Annotated in this window: 19 protein-coding genes; 8 read left to right on the top strand and 11 right to left on the bottom strand. The window is 56.9% G+C overall.

The annotated features are described in order from the left end of the window. The 3 genes from WDN10_03620 to WDN10_03610 are packed head-to-tail and all read right to left on the bottom strand — an operon-like array spanning position 1 to position 2,334. Entirely contained in the window at positions 1-1,740 is a 1,740-nt protein-coding gene (locus WDN10_03620) for a GspE/PulE family protein (GenBank protein MEJ0053781.1), read from the bottom strand. Between the two features lie 59 nt (positions 1,741-1,799). After that, a complete protein-coding gene (locus tag WDN10_03615) occupies positions 1,800-2,069 on the bottom strand; it encodes a type II toxin-antitoxin system RelE/ParE family toxin (protein MEJ0053780.1) in 270 nt (89 codons plus the stop codon). Continuing rightward, positions 2,059-2,334 (bottom strand): type II toxin-antitoxin system Phd/YefM family antitoxin, encoded by a 276-nt coding sequence (locus WDN10_03610; GenBank protein MEJ0053779.1) that lies wholly within the window; start codon positions 2,332-2,334, stop codon positions 2,059-2,061. Before WDN10_03610 ends, WDN10_03615 begins: the two co-directional genes overlap by 11 nt. Before the next feature lie 187 nt (positions 2,335-2,521). On the opposite strand from WDN10_03610, the gene nusA reads away from it, so the two are divergent. From nusA to clpP, 4 genes are read left to right on the top strand one after another with little or no spacing between them, the layout of a single operon-like run. Next, positions 2,522-3,937, top strand: coding sequence for a transcription termination factor NusA (gene nusA, locus WDN10_03605; GenBank protein ID MEJ0053778.1), 1,416 nt, complete (start codon positions 2,522-2,524; stop codon positions 3,935-3,937). A gap of 23 nt (positions 3,938-3,960) precedes the next feature. Then, on the top strand, positions 3,961-4,548 hold the full coding sequence (locus tag WDN10_03600) for an inorganic diphosphatase (GenBank protein MEJ0053777.1): 588 nt from the start codon (positions 3,961-3,963) through the stop codon (positions 4,546-4,548). A 23-nt stretch (positions 4,549-4,571) separates the two neighbouring features. Next, entirely contained in the window at positions 4,572-4,778 is a 207-nt protein-coding gene (locus WDN10_03595) for a hypothetical protein (protein ID MEJ0053776.1), read from the top strand. A gap of 13 nt (positions 4,779-4,791) precedes the next feature. After that, positions 4,792-5,400 (top strand): ATP-dependent Clp endopeptidase proteolytic subunit ClpP, encoded by a 609-nt coding sequence (gene clpP / locus WDN10_03590; GenBank protein MEJ0053775.1) that lies wholly within the window; start codon positions 4,792-4,794, stop codon positions 5,398-5,400. A 65-nt stretch (positions 5,401-5,465) separates the two neighbouring features. Here clpP and WDN10_03585 read toward each other — a convergent pair whose 3' ends face one another. Both WDN10_03585 and WDN10_03580 read right to left on the bottom strand, forming a co-directional pair. Next, positions 5,466-6,488 carry a hypothetical protein gene (locus WDN10_03585; protein ID MEJ0053774.1) on the bottom strand — a complete coding sequence of 341 codons (1,023 nt, stop codon included), beginning with the start codon at positions 6,486-6,488 and terminating at the stop codon, positions 5,466-5,468. Positions 6,489-6,498: 10 nt separating this feature from the next. Next, positions 6,499-7,248, bottom strand: a complete 750-nt coding sequence (locus WDN10_03580; GenBank protein MEJ0053773.1) for a phosphoglycerate mutase family protein — start codon at positions 7,246-7,248, stop codon at positions 6,499-6,501. Positions 7,249-7,448: 200 nt separating this feature from the next. Between WDN10_03580 and rny the strand changes: the two genes are divergently transcribed. Further along, positions 7,449-8,957 (top strand): ribonuclease Y, encoded by a 1,509-nt coding sequence (gene rny, locus WDN10_03575; GenBank protein MEJ0053772.1) that lies wholly within the window; start codon positions 7,449-7,451, stop codon positions 8,955-8,957. A 6-nt stretch (positions 8,958-8,963) separates the two neighbouring features. Here the strand turns inward: rny and WDN10_03570 are convergent, their stop codons facing one another. Further along, positions 8,964-9,254, bottom strand: a complete 291-nt coding sequence (locus WDN10_03570; GenBank protein MEJ0053771.1) for an STAS-like domain-containing protein — start codon at positions 9,252-9,254, stop codon at positions 8,964-8,966. Beyond that, a complete protein-coding gene (locus WDN10_03565; protein MEJ0053770.1) occupies positions 9,251-10,213 on the bottom strand; it encodes an ATP-binding protein in 963 nt (320 codons plus the stop codon). Before WDN10_03565 ends, WDN10_03570 begins: the two co-directional genes overlap by 4 nt. 211 nt (positions 10,214-10,424) lie before the next feature. On the opposite strand from WDN10_03565, the gene WDN10_03560 reads away from it, so the two are divergent. Both WDN10_03560 and WDN10_03555 read left to right on the top strand, forming a co-directional pair. Continuing rightward, positions 10,425-10,697 carry an HU family DNA-binding protein gene (locus tag WDN10_03560; protein MEJ0053769.1) on the top strand — a complete coding sequence of 91 codons (273 nt, stop codon included), beginning with the start codon at positions 10,425-10,427 and terminating at the stop codon, positions 10,695-10,697. A 127-nt stretch (positions 10,698-10,824) separates the two neighbouring features. After that, on the top strand, positions 10,825-11,370 hold the full coding sequence (locus WDN10_03555) for a hypothetical protein (GenBank protein MEJ0053768.1): 546 nt from the start codon (positions 10,825-10,827) through the stop codon (positions 11,368-11,370). 125 nt (positions 11,371-11,495) lie between these two features. Here WDN10_03555 and WDN10_03550 read toward each other — a convergent pair whose 3' ends face one another. Both WDN10_03550 and WDN10_03545 read right to left on the bottom strand, forming a co-directional pair. Beyond that, positions 11,496-12,560 (bottom strand): Fic family protein, encoded by a 1,065-nt coding sequence (locus WDN10_03550; protein MEJ0053767.1) that lies wholly within the window; start codon positions 12,558-12,560, stop codon positions 11,496-11,498. A 72-nt stretch (positions 12,561-12,632) separates the two neighbouring features. Then, a complete protein-coding gene (locus WDN10_03545; protein MEJ0053766.1) occupies positions 12,633-13,772 on the bottom strand; it encodes a replication-associated recombination protein A in 1,140 nt (379 codons plus the stop codon). A gap of 124 nt (positions 13,773-13,896) precedes the next feature. Between WDN10_03545 and WDN10_03540 the strand changes: the two genes are divergently transcribed. Then, on the top strand, positions 13,897-14,310 hold the full coding sequence (locus WDN10_03540; GenBank protein ID MEJ0053765.1) for a hypothetical protein: 414 nt from the start codon (positions 13,897-13,899) through the stop codon (positions 14,308-14,310). 131 nt (positions 14,311-14,441) lie between these two features. On the opposite strand, the gene tnpA is transcribed toward WDN10_03540, so the two are convergent. Together tnpA and WDN10_03530 are read right to left on the bottom strand one after the other, a co-directional pair. After that, the gene (gene tnpA / locus WDN10_03535; protein MEJ0053764.1) at positions 14,442-14,873 is read right to left on the bottom strand and encodes an IS200/IS605 family transposase; all 432 of its coding nucleotides are present in this window, start codon (positions 14,871-14,873) and stop codon (positions 14,442-14,444) included. A gap of 250 nt (positions 14,874-15,123) precedes the next feature. Beyond that, the gene (locus WDN10_03530) at positions 15,124-15,897 is read right to left on the bottom strand and encodes a helix-turn-helix domain-containing protein (protein ID MEJ0053763.1); all 774 of its coding nucleotides are present in this window, start codon (positions 15,895-15,897) and stop codon (positions 15,124-15,126) included. Positions 15,898-15,917 lie beyond the last annotated feature (20 nt).

Genomic DNA, 15,917 nt, shown 5'->3' with positions numbered 1-15,917 from the left:
CTATATCGTACCCGCCACTTCCTCGAGGCTCGTCATCCCCCGCATCACCTTATACAGACCGTCTTCAAAAAGCATGAGCATGCCTTCTCTTACGGCTTGTCCTTCTATCTCCTCGTTCGTTCCTTCGCGAACAATGAGATCACGGATTGCGGAAGATACGGGAAGGATTTCCTGAAGGCCGACGTACCCCTTAAACCCGTCCATACACTCGGCAGACGGCTTCGCGCGGGGAAACGGGACGGTGTCGAGAAAAACACCGCTCTTCGCGACCCTCTCTTCCTGAAGTGCTCCGAGTGCGGCGCGGAAGCTCTCTTCCGGAGCAACCGGCGCCCGCTCTTTTGTATTCAAAACGTACGTTTCTTTCTCATCACACAACCGGCGCGCAAGCCGCTGGGCGATCACTGCCTTAAGGGAAGCGGCAAGCGAGGACGGATCCGCCCCCACAGCTATGAGGCGGGAGATGGCCGCTGCGGCGCTCCCGGCCGATATCGCCCCGAGCACGAGGCGTCCGGATAGCGCCGCGCTTATCGCAAGCGCGGCGGTCTCGGCATCCCCTATGTCGCCTACCATGACGACATCGGGATCCTGGCGAAGGATCGCGCGCAGGCCGTTTGCGAAGCCGAATCCTGCCGACACGTCCACTTGCGTCTGGCTCACGCGCTTCATCCGGTATTCGACGCGCTCTTCTATGGTCGCGATGCTCCGTTCCGGCGCGTTCAGTATGTCGAGAAGCGTATAGAGCGTGGTCGTCCTGCCCGAACCGGAAGGCCCCGCGACGAGAATAAGCCCGCTTCGTTCCCGGAGCGCCTTGTGTAGATGCTCAAGCCCCTCTCCGTGGAAACCGAGCGTCTCGAGCGTAAATCCTTCGGCGGTTTCGCGAAGGAGGCGCAGCACGAGCTTCTCGCCGCGGTCCGTCTGGAGCGTCGATACGCGAAACGATGTCGTATCTTTTTCCGTCTCCATCCTGAACCGTCCGTCCTGCGGCAGGCGCCGTTCGTGAAGATCGAGCGCGGCAAGCAGCTTGATGCGGGCGATGATGCGCGGAGCGATGTTTCCCGGAAGGGACATGGCGTCATGGAGAGCGCCGTCGATGCGGTAGCGGACGAGCGTTCCTCCTTCCGCCGGTTCGACATGCACGTCAGACGCGTTTTGCACGATCGCGTGGCGCAAAAGCGCATCGACGATGCGCGCGATCGAGGGGTCTTCCGCCAAACGCGTTATTTCTTCCCTAGAGGCGCCTTCGACAAGACCGGCAGCGTCGAGCAGATTCGATTCGGTGGAGATGATCGCGCCGAACTCTTTCTGAAGAGCCTTCTGGTATTGCATAAGCGCGGAGCGGATCGATCCGGTGTCCGTAAGGCGGGGGCGGATGGCGCGCCCGGTCTTCTCCCGGAGCGCGTCAAGCGACGCAAGGTCGTCGATGTCGAGAAGGGCGACTTCGATACCGCTCTCGTCCGCATCAAGCGCTATGACGTTATGCGCCCGGGCGACGGGCTCGGGAATAAGCAGAAGAATATCGGGAGGGATCTGTTTCCCGGCGAACTGAACGAACGGGATACCAAGGACATAGGACGCGGTACGCCGCAGGTCGTCTTCGGAAAGATGCCCGCGAAGGACGAGAACATCGCCGACGGATCGGCCGCGCTCCCTCGCTTCCGCGTGCGCATTATCAACATCCTTCCGGGATACCAGCCCCGAATCGATGATGAATTGCGTAAGCTGTTGTTCCGGTACGTGCATGTCTGTGTATAGGAAGTATAACGCGGAAACTTCCGGTTTCATGCGCTAAAAATGAAAAGCTAACGGAACATCCTCGCCAGGCGGCGGTAAACATCGCCGTCGTTTCGCTTACCAACAAGAACCACGACGAGCATAGTCGTATACGCGCGGTACGCTATCCGGTATTCGCCTACATCGACGCGATACAGAGGGATGCCGGACAGGAGCTTGCTGTCTATGGGATAGGGATTGATCAGCAACTCGTCGATCTTACGGGTAATTTGGCCCGCGTGTTTCTTCGGAATGCGGGCGAGGAAACGGTCTAATGCTTTGGAAAGCTCAAGCCGCATTGCGGTACTTGTCGAGAACGCGTTTGGACGCGGCCGGACCGAGAAAATCGTTCTTTTTGAGTGCCGCCATCGCCTTCTTTCCCCACACGATGTCCTCCATGCGCTCGAAAAGCGCGAATTCCTCCGGCGAGAGCATGACGGCGACCTTGCGCCCGTGCTTGCGGATGATGATAGGGCGGCGCTGCGCGGCGTCGATAAGCGCGCCGAAGTTATTCTTCGCCTCCCGCGCGTCGATCATATTTTCATTGATGAGCGTTTTGGTCATACGAGCCATTATAGCCATAGTAGCTCTTTCGTCAACAGGCGAAGCATGCACTGGCGGCGGTATATAGTTTGACGCGCGCTCCCCGTCCGTGCTATCTTTTCCGTACAGCACGACCGTTACGGAAGCCCGCGGAAGCGGGCTTCCGTTTTGGAAAACGCTACTACACACCCTATAACACCCCCTATATATGTTGGATCTCAAGACGATCAATTCGGTTTTCACGGAATTCGAAGAGCGCGGCATCTCCAAAGCGACCATGATCGACGCGATCGAAGTCGCCATGGCAACCGCGTACAAGAAGGAATACGGCAAGCGTGGCCAGGTCGTGCGCGCCAAGCTTTCGCTTGACACTGGCACCGTGTCCTTCGAGCAGGTAAAGACCATCGTCGACGCTTCGATGGTGCGTTTTCCCGAAGACGGCGAAGAAGCCGCGCCGGAATCCGATCACGGACATTTTCATGAAGAGGAACAGGTGGCCGAAGGCGAACTTCCCCGCTTTGATGCGGAGAAGCACATGCTTCTTGAGGACGCGAAGCGCATCAAGCGCGACGCGGCGCTTGGCGAGGAGATCGTCTTCCCGCTCGAGCCGCAGGACGACTTCGGCCGCATCGCGGCACAGACCGCGAAGCAGGTGGTGATACAGAAGATCCGCGAAGCGGAAAAGATCTCCATCATGGAGGAGTTCGGGCACAAGAAAGGAGAGATCGTTTCCGGCATTGCGCAGCGCGTCGAGCGCGGCGCGGTCTTCGTCGACCTCGGTCGCGCGACCGGCATCATCCCGTACGAGGAGCAAATTCCCGGCGAGCGCTTCCGCCCGGGAGAGCGTATCCGCGCGTATCTCTACGCCGTCGACGAGGGATTCCGCGGCGTATACCTGCGTCTTTCCCGCTCGCATCCGAAATTCCTCTTGAAGCTCTTCGAGATGGAAGCTCCGGAACTTGCTTCGGGCGCGATCGAAGTGAAGGGACTCGCGCGTGAAGCGGGCAGCCGCACGAAGATCGCCGTCGCCTCGACCGAGGCGCACGTCGATCCGGTCGGCTCCCTTGTCGGACAACGAGGCGTCCGCGTCTCTACCGTGATGTCGGAACTCGGAGGCGAGCGCATCGACATCATCGAGTGGAGCGAGGACCAGGCCTCCTATATAAAGGAGTCCCTCTCCCCCGCCGAAGCTATCGAGGTGAAGCTTAACGAGGCCGACCACCGCGCGATCGTGACGGTGAGCGAGGACCAGCAGTCGCTTGCGATCGGCCGCGGCGGACAGAACGTACGCCTCGCCGCCAAGCTCACGGGCTGGAACATCGACATCATCTCGACCGGGGGCGCGAGCGTCGCGGGCTCCGACGGCGAGAGCATCTCCATTGCGAACGTACGGGACGAGAAGGCGGACCGGGCCGCGCTTAAGGAAAGCCTCGAGCGGGCACATGTGCCGACCGAGGACCCGTCCGCCGAGATAGGGCTCAAGCCTTCAGAAAGCGAGTCGGTCATCAATGAGGACGATCCGGAGGCTTCGAGCCTTACGGTCGCGGACGAGACCGCGATCACCGACAACGGCTCCAAGGCCGACGCCGAGGAAGCGCGCGACGTGAAAGCGTCGGATGAATAGCCGCACAGCGTATACTGAAACGTATGGCAAACATCGATCAAAAACCCTCAAGGTACATGCTGAACCTCCTGCACGCGCTTCCTGCGTTTGCGGATGAGGAGAAAGGCATCGTCAACGTAATCGTGGAAGTCTCGTCCGGCTCGATCAACAAGTACGAACTCATCACGGAATCGGGACAGCTCAAGCTCGACCGCGTCGGTTATTCCTCCCTTGCCTATCCCTTCACGTACGGGGCGATCCCGCAGACCTGGGATCTTGATAACGATCCTCTCGACGTGGAGATCGTGAACGTTACGGAGCCTTTGGTGCCGGGATCGCTCGTCGAGGCCCGCATCATCGGGGCGATGAAGTTCGTCGACGGCGGCGAGGTGGATGACAAGATCATCGCCGTCCTCGCAAGCGACCGGCGCGCCGACCACATAAAGACGGTCGAGGATCTCGGGGAGTACTTCAAGACGGAAACGAAATACTATTGGGAGAATTATAAGGCGCTCAAAAAGCCCGGAACCGGCGCGGTCGGAGAGTTCCTCGACGTCGCGAACGCTCAAACGGTCGTACACGAAAGCATCGAGCGCTACGACAAGGAATATAAACCGAAACTCGAAGCATAGCGGCGGTTTGCTATACTCTTCGCATGGAACCCAACGAACCCGTGCCAAGCCGGGAGACGCCGGCAACTGTTGAACCCGTCCGCACCGAAAAGCAGACGTCCTATGGCGCACTTATCGCCATCGTCGTCATCGTGGCGATCGTCGTCGTGGGAGCCTTCTATGCCTGGGGAAAGAAGATAGCCGAGCGCCAGGCGCCGCTCCCGGTCGGCACCACGACCGTATCCGAGTAACCAAGAAACTATCATGCAAAAACACAGCACTCCGAGCGCATCCATGCTCGTTCCGATGGTCATCGAGAAATCGCAGTTCGGCGAGCGCGCATACGATATCTTCTCGCGTCTCCTTCGCGAGCGCATCATTTTCCTTGGCGGCGGCATCGACAACGATACTGCGAACCTCGTTATCGCGCAGATGCTCTTTCTCGAGTCGGAAGACCCGAAGAAGGATATCCAGCTCTATATAAACTCCCCCGGCGGCTCGGTCACGGCAACGCTTGCCATGGTCGATACCATGAATCACATCAAGCCTGACGTCTCGACCGTATGCGTCGGCATGGCGGCATCCGGCGGCGCGATACTTCTCTCGGCCGGGAAGAAGGGCAAGCGCTTCGCGCTTCCGAACGCGGAAGTGATGATCCATCAGCCCTCGGGAGGCGCCGAAGGCCAGGCGACCGACATCGAGATCACCGCGAAGCAGATACTCAAGCTTCGTTCGAGCCTCAACAAGATGCTCGCCGCGAACACCGGGCAGCCGCTTGAAAAGATCGAGAAGGACGTCGAGCGCGACTTCTTCATGACCGCCGACGAGGCGAAGAAATACGGGATCGTTGACCAGGTGTATAAGGGGAAATAGGTTTTATCGAGGGAAAGGGAAACGCCCCGGTTTTGCCGGGGCGTTTCCCTTTCCCTTCGGCGCCTCTAAACCGTAATCTGTGCGTCTGGATTGGTAATCTCTTTGTAATACCTCTGTATGAATTCATGATATTTCTTTGCAGCCTCTTTCTTGTCAGTATCCGTCTTTTGGAGCATGTATAGATAGGAGACCATGATGGATGCCGCATAGATAATGAAGGGAGCCTGCAGGCGGGGGTCGAGGGTGGTTTCAAGAGCCGCTTCATAGCCACGGGCATACGAGTCGAACAGCTCCTTGCTGCCGAGCGCCCATAAGTCTGCGCCGATCCGGTAGAAAGGAATGAGATTGTGCGCCACCATCCATTCCTCTTTCGGAGCATACGTGTCCATCAGGTACAGCGCCCCGTTTGAGAAAACGGCATTATGGCTATGGGCGTCGCCCGAATAGGCAAGCTGTTCGCTAAGCTCACCTTCATGCCACGCGCGGTTTGTCTGCCTGAATTCTTCCATGAAATCACAGTATTTCTTCCACTCTTCTTCGGGAATGTACTCGGACACTCCCTGTATCCATTCGCGCACATCGCGTATCTCCCGTTCGAATATCTCGAAATAGTTGAGGCCGGTTATCGCCCTGGTGCGAACTTTGGCCAAGTTCCCCGCAAGCTGACCGCCGATCGCATAAGCATCTGCGACCGATACTTCCCCGCGAGAGAGCTTCTCGAATAAGATATCTTTCGAGTCGATTCGGTTCATCAGGAACACAAGCTCTTCGGCGCTGTCGCCAGGCTCGGCAAGCTGCATGGAAGCCCCTGCTACCGCGGCTCCTTTGAGCTCAAGGTAGATTGAAGGGCTTAACGTGGAATTCCAGACGAAGTCCTTTCTGGTAAACGAAAAGCGTGCCTCTTTGGCCGAGATGTCCCTGAAATTCTTGTTGAAGAACTCGTTGTCATCCTTATAGACCTTATACACGCGCTCGGGAAACAGGAAGACATTCGAGATGACCGTTTCTATATGCTTCGGGACCGTGCTTTCACCAGGAACTTCGCCCCGCTTGAAGGCTTCGATAAGCGGTCTTTGCGAATAGCTCATAGCGGTAAGCTTAGGAGGCGGCCTGGCCGTCGATAACGATGGAACGGGCGGCCCGGTCGAAATAAACATCCTTGGTTTTCCCGTCAAAAGTAACCTTCAGGAGCACCCGGTTGCTTTCCGCAGTCGGCCGGGCTTCGATCTGGACTGCCTCGCCGAAACTCGGCGCATTATATCTTCCGATGTTTTCCATACCGAAGACGTCATCGATTAGGTGGGTAATGATCTCGAAATGGGATACCGCGATGACGTGCGCGGTCTTCCCTTCTGCCGGATGGCTCTCGAACCACTTGAGAAGATATTCGAATGCGCGATACAGCCTTTCCTTCTTGTGCGCATGCGGCTCGACGATCACGGAACCTTCCGCATGCATCGGGTGCGTGTAGTGGTCTTGCGCTATCTTTTCCTGGTCATGGCCGAGTTCCGCTACCCGCGCCAAAAACGCGTCCATATCCAGAAAGTCGCTCTTGCGGAGCTGGTTGCTGCTCACCATAGGCTTTCCTTCCAAACCCGCTCCTTGCGCGACGAATTCGAGCGTACCTTTCGCGCGCGGCTGGGGCGAATGCACGAGATATATCTCATCCTCGTCGCTTACCGTTCCCTGTTCCCGCATCTGCTTTCCTGTCTCCACCGCGCGCTCGACCCCTTCTGGCGTCAGATCATGGCCTTCGTCCTTGTAATACGGCTTCTCATGCCGCATGAGAGTAACCTTGAAAAGGATTTTCGGAGGGACTTCCCGGCTTTCCATGCCCGGAGATTTCATGAAAATGAGTATAGCTCTTTTTCATGGTTTTTGCCCCTTCCCACCTTTTATAGTACAGTGCGACCGTACCGACCCGCCTGAACGACCTTATCCGATCGCTCCCCTGCCCTCCCGACCAAAGTACGCCGTGTATTCCGGATTTTTGAAACCGTTCCGACAGAACACTTTGACCTCGGGGCGGCGGGTTTAATAACCCGCATATGTCTCTCAAGATCATCCTCACCCTGCTCGCGCTCTCGGGCGTCGCGGGAATCGCGTTCGGCTACGTGCTCCGCGTCCTCGTCTCGCTCTCACAGCGGGGCTCTTTGGAATTGGAAATCAAGCAGCGGATCCTCGCCGCCAAGGAAGCGGCCGCGAAGGTGCTCGAAGAGGCGCAGGCCAGGGCCGAGGCCCTTGAGACCGAAATGCTCGATCCCCTCCGGGAACGCGAGGAACGGCTTGCGAAGAAAGAAGAATTCCTCGACGAGCGCCAGCGCGACCTCGATACCGCGACGGAAGACGTTCGCGAGCGCGAGCGCGAGGCCGAGAATGCGATGGAAGTCGCCGACGAACTTTCAAAGAAACGCACCAAAGAACTCGAACGCGCTGGCCACCTCACGGAAAAGGACGCGCGCGAGGCTTTGATAAAAGAGGTAGAGAGCGGGCAGGAGGAGGCCATTCTTACGCGCATCCAGAAGCTCGAAGCGCACGGCCGCGAGCGGCTCGAGGAAAAGGCACGCAGCATCCTGATTGCCGCAATACACCGCCTCGGGAATGCCGTAAACGCGGAGGTGATGAGCCTTGCCGTCACCATCCCCTCAGAAGAGATGAAAGGCAAGATCATCGGCAAGGAAGGCCGCAATATAAAAGCCTTCGAGCGGGCGACGGGCGTCGATGTCCTTATCGACGATGCGCCGGATAAGATCACCCTCTCCTCTTTCGATCCGCTGCGCCGCCACATAGCGAAGATCGCGCTTGAGAAGCTTATCGCTGACGGGCGCATCCAACCCGCGAAGATAGAAGAGGCTGTCGAGAAGACCCGGGCGGAAGTCGCCGAGATAGTGAAGCAGGAGGGCGAGAAGGCCGCGTATGAAGCGGGGGTCGTCGGACTTGACCCTAAGCTCATCGCGCTTCTCGGCCGCCTCCATTTCCGTACAAGCTACGGACAGAACGTTCTCACGCACTCGGTCGAAATGGCGCATCTCGCCTCGATGCTTGCGACCGAGCTCGGGGCCGACGCGGCCGTCGCGCGAACGGGTGCCCTTCTCCACGACATCGGCAAGGCCGTCGACCACGAAGTGCAGGGCACGCACGTGGAGATCGGTCGCCGCCTTCTCGAGAAATTCGGCGTCGACAAGCGCGTGATACAAGCCATGCAGTCGCACCATGAGGAATATCCGTATGAAACGCCGGAATCGATCATCGTCCAGGTGGCGGATGCAGTATCCGGCGGACGCCCCGGCGCGAGAAGGGACACGGTAGAGCGCTATCTCGAGCGCCTCGGAGAACTCGAGCGCATCGCGGGGGGCTTCGAAGGCGTCGAGAAAGTCTATGCCATACAAGCCGGACGCGAAATACGCGTGTTCGTGAACCCGGGCAAGATTACCGATCTCGCCATGCACCGGCTCGCCAAGGATATCTCCAAGCGTATCCAGGAAGAGCTCAAGTACCCGGGGGAAATAAAGATAAATATCATACGGGAGAACAGGGTGGTGGAGTTTGCACGGTAAGGGAGCTTATTCCGCTTCCTGCATATACTCGGTCACTATCGTGATGACCTCCTGCAACGTACTGTTGCAGTCCCTGAACCTGATGCGGTCGAGAATCTGGCTTCCGTGCTGACGAAACAGTTCGCTGATAAGCGCGTGAACGAAAGACTGGGTTGCTCCCTCGATTCCTGAGAAGTCGAGAATGACTTCTCCATCTTCGGAGAGCGCGGGAGTAATCATCTCAAGCCGGATCATCCTCGCGATATCCTTGTTTTCGGCAAACGGGCCCGTAAGGGGCCGTAAAGGTATGGTTTTCATATGAATACGGGTTTTCTATAGCGGTCACGCTTGCGTTCGCGGACGGCTCTGGCGTATGCACCCCGTATATGACCGAGAAGGGTGGTAAAGCGCTCGTGGGCGTCAAGACATATATCGATACCAATTGCCGTTCCCTGCCAGTACGGATAGTCCTGCCCCGCCGAATGTCGATCCTCAAACGGGTCGGGATGAAGGAGATCGCGAGATTCTTTGTCTTGCCGCAGAAGCTTGTAGAATGCGTTCCCGCTATAGATACCGAAGAAGTCTCCATTGACGGCCGCGATTGATTTCACGAAGAACAATCCGGCTCCCGCATTCTGCTCATTGCCACCCTCGCGCGGCGTCGTACCGGTAATTCCCGGAGTCAGGGCAAGGCGGATGGCTTGCAGGTCGCCACTAGCCTGATGAGAACGGCGGATACTTTTCGTAATACCGATCCCGGCGTCGCAGATACCGATCCGGATTGTGTTGCTCTTTGGATAATATTGAGCGGCAACGAACGCGCCTTCCCTGGTTTCCGCGTGTTCGATCACGTTCCGCACCAGTTCGCTCACGATATACCGGATTGGTTCCGCATGAGTCGGAGAAAGATGGAGTAAGGGGATCATGTCGGTGACGAACCGCGTAAGGTCAGTCGCGTCGATAACCTGCGTAAGCGGTATGAATCTGCCGCTTGGGTCATGTTCGGTAATGGACATGCCGGAATACAAGCCCAGGTGCTTGAAAAGACCCATACGTTCGAAGTAATGCTTCGAACGCGCCTCAAGCACCTCGAAATGGAGATTCTCCGGGGTAATCGTGTTACCAAGTGCGGCAAGCATAGTGAGCACGAGTGGGTGAACCGATATCCAATTCTTGTTCGCAGTTACCTGAAGTGTCTGGGGATCGCTTGGGTCAAATCCCCGGAAGAAGGAGTCTATGTTTCCAAGGAAAGCGCTGTTTGGCAGATAAATCTTCATAATACGGCCTATATTACCGGGAATTATGGTTTTTCGCAATTCCCGGGAAGGAGTCCTGCGGATGGCCCGCCGAAAGGTAGTATTCTGTGAATACGGTCCTAGTTCTGTCCCCTGCTTATATCAAGGCCAGTTGCACAAAACCGCCTATTTCCTATACTTTAGGCCAAGCCCTGCTTTAGGTAGGGATTATAGGTAAAACCCCGACCAGAATATGAATAAAGCAGCTATCGTAGACAAAGTGCACGGCGTTCTTGGTTCGACCAAGGCGGACGCGGAGCGCGCGGTCGAGACGATGATCGAGTGCATCACGGACGGCCTCAAGAAAGGCGACGAGGTTTCGATCGCAGGCCTCGGCATCTTCGTAGCGAAGGCCCGCCCGGCACGCACCGGCAGGAACCCCCGCACCGGCGAGTCAATCAAGATCGCCGCGACCCGCACTCCGAAGTTCCGCGCGGCCAAGGCGCTTAAGGACGCGGTTAAATAGTTTCTTTTTCTCGCAGGAAGACCCGCGGAGATTTTACCTCCGCGGGTTTTCCCTATACGAATTGCGTTTTATCCCCTTCGACGCTAGTATCCGGTCAGACCGCAACAGTTACGCAGGAGTGTTATCCATGGGATACATCGAAAAGGGCTGCAGCCATGCGCGGGCCCGAGGCCACCGCGTCAAGAAAGTTCCGACCAGGCACGGAGAGGGCGAGATGTGGCTCAATATGCGCCTCATCGACGGCGAACGATGCCTTTTCTACGCCGCGAACAGCGCGAACCGCGTGCAAATGTCCCGCGGTCGGCTCAAACTCGCCGACCGAGTCATCATTTGCGTCGTACACAAGCGAAAGAATCACTACATCGGCTTGCCGGTATCGCTGCTTTTCGAGCGGATTCCCGAGGGCGAGAAGCTCATGCTGAATGTTCCCAAAAGGAAACACGGCGGACTTCACGGCCTCTGCAAGCACGGCATCGAACTCTGGGCGCACGAGAACGAATGGACGCTGCCGCACGACATGCGCAGGGCCGAAGAACCAGTCGCCGCAGGAAGCATCGTTTATAACCCCGCCGGGACGCCGCATCTGAGCATTGCGGACGAGGGCACGACTATGCTGAAGCTTGTCTTCTATGTCGGAGGACCGGAAGATGCCCAGAAACTCATCGGGCTTTAGTTTCCAACAAAAACTTGAGATGGCCGCGCTAGTCGCGGCCATTTTCCTATTTCATATACTTCCTCTTCTTTCTCCGGCAAGTACAACTCCTCATCGTAAGGCTCGCGGCCTCCGCATCTATTCCGTCACGAAAGCGCGTACGTTTCGGCGGAGAACCGATACTGCTCGAGAAAAAGCGCCTTGAACGGCTCGAGAGTGTTGAGCTCGTAGAATGCGAGCATCGCCTCGCGGTATGCCTCTTCGCTCACGCTCCGATAGGAGAGCGGCGAAAGGCCGTGGGAAAGAAGGAGCGCATTCCCCATGAGGCGCGCCGACCGCTTGTTGCCGTCCTCAAACGGCTGGATGTAGCTTAGGCCGACGAGCGCGACGAGCGCTTTCGCGTAGCCGTGCGGCATGCGGCCGACCGCGTGCGCGAGCTCTTCGAAAGCCTCCTCGATCTGGTAGCGGTTGTCGAGCGGCCGATAGCGGGAGCCGGTCACCCCCACGAGGCCGGAGCGGAAGCCGCGTGCGACCGACAGCCCGCGGGTAAGAAGATCATGCACCTCCTCCGCGCCCGCGCGCGTCAATGCCGAAAACCGTTCGCGATGCTCGGTAATATAAGAAAACGCGGCTTTGTGATTGAGGATCATCGTCGCCTCGTCCTTGCCGTGCCCCGCCGCTTCGCTGCCGTCTTTAAGGAGACGCTCGGTATCAAGGAGCGTGTAGGTGTTGCCTTCTATCTTCGACGATTTCCACGAGAGCTCTATCACGAAACGCTCGAGCTCTTTCCGACGGAGCGCTTCCGATAGCCCGTTCGATTTTCCCCGATACCCAGCGGTTGCCGTTTCGAGCGCTTCGAGTTCTTTCGGAGAGAACGGATCGAAGGCGAGCGCCGGGAAAAGATCGAACTGATACCCGGCCAGACCGAACCGGCGGTCGGGTTCCTCGGCGCAGTATGCGTGCGCATCGACTTTTGCCGTAAGTCTTCCCAAAGGAGTAAGGGCGTAGCGGGTGGCTGGACCTTTCCCCGCGACCGCAAGGGATCCTTCTTTTTGCAGCCTTCCCAAAAGCCGTTTTATCGTAACGAGCGACACGTCGTCCGCTCCTTTTCGAGCAATGAAAGAATGCAGCTCGGAGGACTTGCCGCTGCCACTCCGGAATAAGAATTCAAAGAGATTCGCTTGAACGGAACTTTTTATCGTATCAATCATATAGGATAACCGTATCACAGTGATACGGTTATTGCAAACCTTTGATACTATAGCTTGTGGGTAGGCCGACCGTCAGTTCAAATACTTCCTCTTCTTAAGCTTTTCCGGCAGATACGACTCCTCGTCGTAGAGCTTGTAGCCCTTGTGGTATCCCAGGTTCTTCATGAGCTTGGTGGGCGCGTTTCGGATCTTCATCGGCACCGGAAGATTGCCGAGCTTCTGCACATCCGCTACCGCTTCAAAGTATGCATCGTAGCTCTTCCGGCTTTTCTTGCACTCGGCGAGATACGCGACGCCGTGCGCGAGGTTTATGGCGCATTCGGGATACCCGATCGTTTCGCATGCGCGGAATACCGCATTCGCGACCACGAGTGCGGTCGGCACGGCAAGCCCTACGTCTTCCGACGCGAAGACTACCATCCTCCTTGCGATAAAGAGCGGGTCTTCCCCGGCTTCGACCATGCGCGCGAGATAGTAGAGTGCAGCATCAGGCTGCGAAGCGCGCATGGATTTTATGAACGCGGAGATGGTGTCGTAGTGCTCTTCGCCCTTCTTGTCGTAGCGCAGGTGCGGAGACTCGAGCGCTTTATTGAGATTCTCGACCGTGATATTACCGTACAGCTTTTCGGCTCCCTCAAGCATCCCGAGCACCCGGCGCGCGTCGCCGTTTGCGTAGCCTAAAAGCCAATCAAACGCATCCTTTGGCACCTTAATCTTGGTGCTTTTCACAATTGCTTTGAGAGACCCCTCCGAAAGTGGTTCGAGAACGAACACGCGGGCCCTTGAGAGGAGTGCCGGGATCACTTCAAAGCTCGGGTTCTCCGTCGTCGCGCCGATCAAGGTGAGCTCACCGCTTTCGACATACGGGAGGAGGAAATCCTGCTGCGACTTGTTGAAACGGTGTATCTCGTCGAGAAAGAGAACTTTCGGTTTATCAAAACCGAGCGTTTTCTTCCCATTCCCCACTATCTTCCGTATATCCTCCTTTCCCGCCGAGACTGCCGAGAGCTCAAAGAGCTCGGCGTCGAGCGCGCGGGCGTAAATGCGGGCGATAGTGGTCTTTCCTGTCCCGGGCGGGCCCCAGAGGATGAAAGAGAAGAGATGCTTTTTCTCAATGGCGACCCGGAGCGGCTTTCCAGGACCTACCAAGTGCTCTTGCCCTCTCACATCATCAAGGTTTTTCGGGCGTATGCGGGCGGCGAGGGGTTCCATATCTCTATTGTACGCTTCTTACTTATATATAAAGTGAGCAAAGACCCTCACGCCCCCTTCATGAGGAAAATGGGATACTGACGCCGGGATATTACCAAATAAGGCATGATGAAAGAATGAATCTATGACGAAAATACTCCTTCTTGCCGTAATGCTGCTTGCGCTCCCCACCGCTTCGCTTGCAGCCACATACCACTACGTGAACACGAGCGGGGAAATACAGGACACCAACGCGGCAAACGCCGAGCAGGCGCTCGCGCAGGCGATCAATATCGCTCCGCATAGTGGTGTGGTGCTTGATATGGGCTTCTTGAACGCAGGCGATAGCGCGTCGCTCCCCGGCGGAACGACGACGGATGCCAACTACCCGTCAGGCACGTATCAATACATAAACGTGAACGGCGACGTGAAGACGGTCGTCGCGGCGAACGCCTCGGAAGCGCTGGTAGCCGCCACCGGGCTCGCTCTCCACAGCGGCGTGGTGAACATTGCCGCGACCGGTACGGCAATCTCGCCTTCGGCCGACGTTCCACTCTAATCTGGAGCGAGACGAGCAAAACAGCCAGCGTACGCTGGCTGTTTTGCGTTTGAAAAGCTGCTAACCTATGCGGAAATCGCTAATAAACAACCCCGGGGCAGAGCCCCGGGGTATTGAGTCGTGCATGGCCGTCAGAGAATCGTGAGTTGGGTTGGTTGTCCGCTCGTCTTTCCTTGGTTAGCGACATAGCGTTCGACCGTGGTCCAGTCGCCGTGTGTGGAGACGGTGGCGATATAGTAGCCGTCTGCCCAGAACTCTCCGCCCCAGAGGTCCTTCTTCAATTCGGGAAATCGCTCAAACAGCTGTTTTGCGGTGATGGACTTGAACATCCGTACGACATCTCCCCCGCTGTATTTGGGATGGAAGGAGCACAGTATATGGATATGGTTCTGGTCGGTACCGAGCTGCTCGAAGACGATGTCGTACCGTTCGGCTATATCGCCAGCGATATCCCGAATTGCCTTGGTGACGACAGGTGTCAGGAGTGCTTTGCGGTATTTGACCGGAAAGACGATGTGGTAGTGGGTGTCGAAGGCGCAGTGGTTCGAACGGACGACGGCCATGCGCGTATTGTATCTCGGGAACCAACGGTTCCCGAACCCTCCTTAGCGGTACCCCGCGGCAGAGCCGCGGGGAATTGGGGTATTAAATCTCTATCCTGGCTTGGATTTTCAGGACTTCTTCGAGATCTGCGGACTCGAAATCTCTAACTGTGCCCCACCCCAGTCGTGAACTGCACCGAGTGAGGCATTTCAAAGGTTCCTTGGCGAATTCCTCAGACCAAAGCTGAGGCATCTCGGTCTAGCACTTCTTTTATGGTTTCGAGAGCTTCCACAGCGACTCGAAGAACTCCCGGTATCCATCGGTCATCGCTTTGTTCGTAATCGTGATGGAGAGCAGAGGATCACCGAAAAGGTTGTACGTGACGTTGTTCGGCCAGATATCGATATCGAGCTGGCCGGTCGATTGTCCGCCCGGCAGGATGCGGTAATCGAAGAGCTTGCGCCATTTTTTCGTCTCGATGAGCCGTTCGCGCATCGATTCCATACCCAGATAGCGGATGCGAAGGCCTTTCGCTACGCGCGTTTCCTCGAATACATCCTTCTCGTCCGGGCCGATAATCTTAAGGAATGTCTCGGTGGGTCCCGATATCACGAGCGCTTCCTGGTCCTGTTCGATGCGTTCGAACATATCGTAATGGTGGGCAAGTACGGCCGAATCTCCTTGGAACACTTCGAAATCCTGCTCATGCGCGCCGATAAAGCGTTCCTGGAGGCGCTTCGCCATGTTTTGAGCGGCAAGGCGCTTCTCTTCCACGATAGAGAGGAGACGACTCGGCGGATTGGCACTGAACTTCTTCCGGCCGTTCTGTATGACATGCTTTATGAGGCCTAATTGCTCCAGTTTTTCGATTGCATTGTATACGAACTGCTTATGAAGGCCTGTCGCAAGGACAATCTTCGAGGAACCGACGTCCCGACGGGGCAAAAGGGCCAGATAGACCTGTGCCTCCTTAGCGTTCAGGCCCAGCGTCTCAAGCCCTTCAATCAACTCCTTGCTATCCGTTTGGTCAAGAATTATTGACATAGGTATTAAATAGCCTTTAT

It is taken from the genome of bacterium, assembly GCA_037200965.1.
In the GTDB taxonomy this organism is placed as follows: domain Bacteria; phylum Patescibacteriota; class Minisyncoccia; order Phycocordibacterales; family Phycocordibacteraceae; genus C7867-001.
The sequence above is the reverse complement of the archived record's forward strand: the minus strand, read 5'-3'. Positions and strand labels throughout refer to the sequence as shown.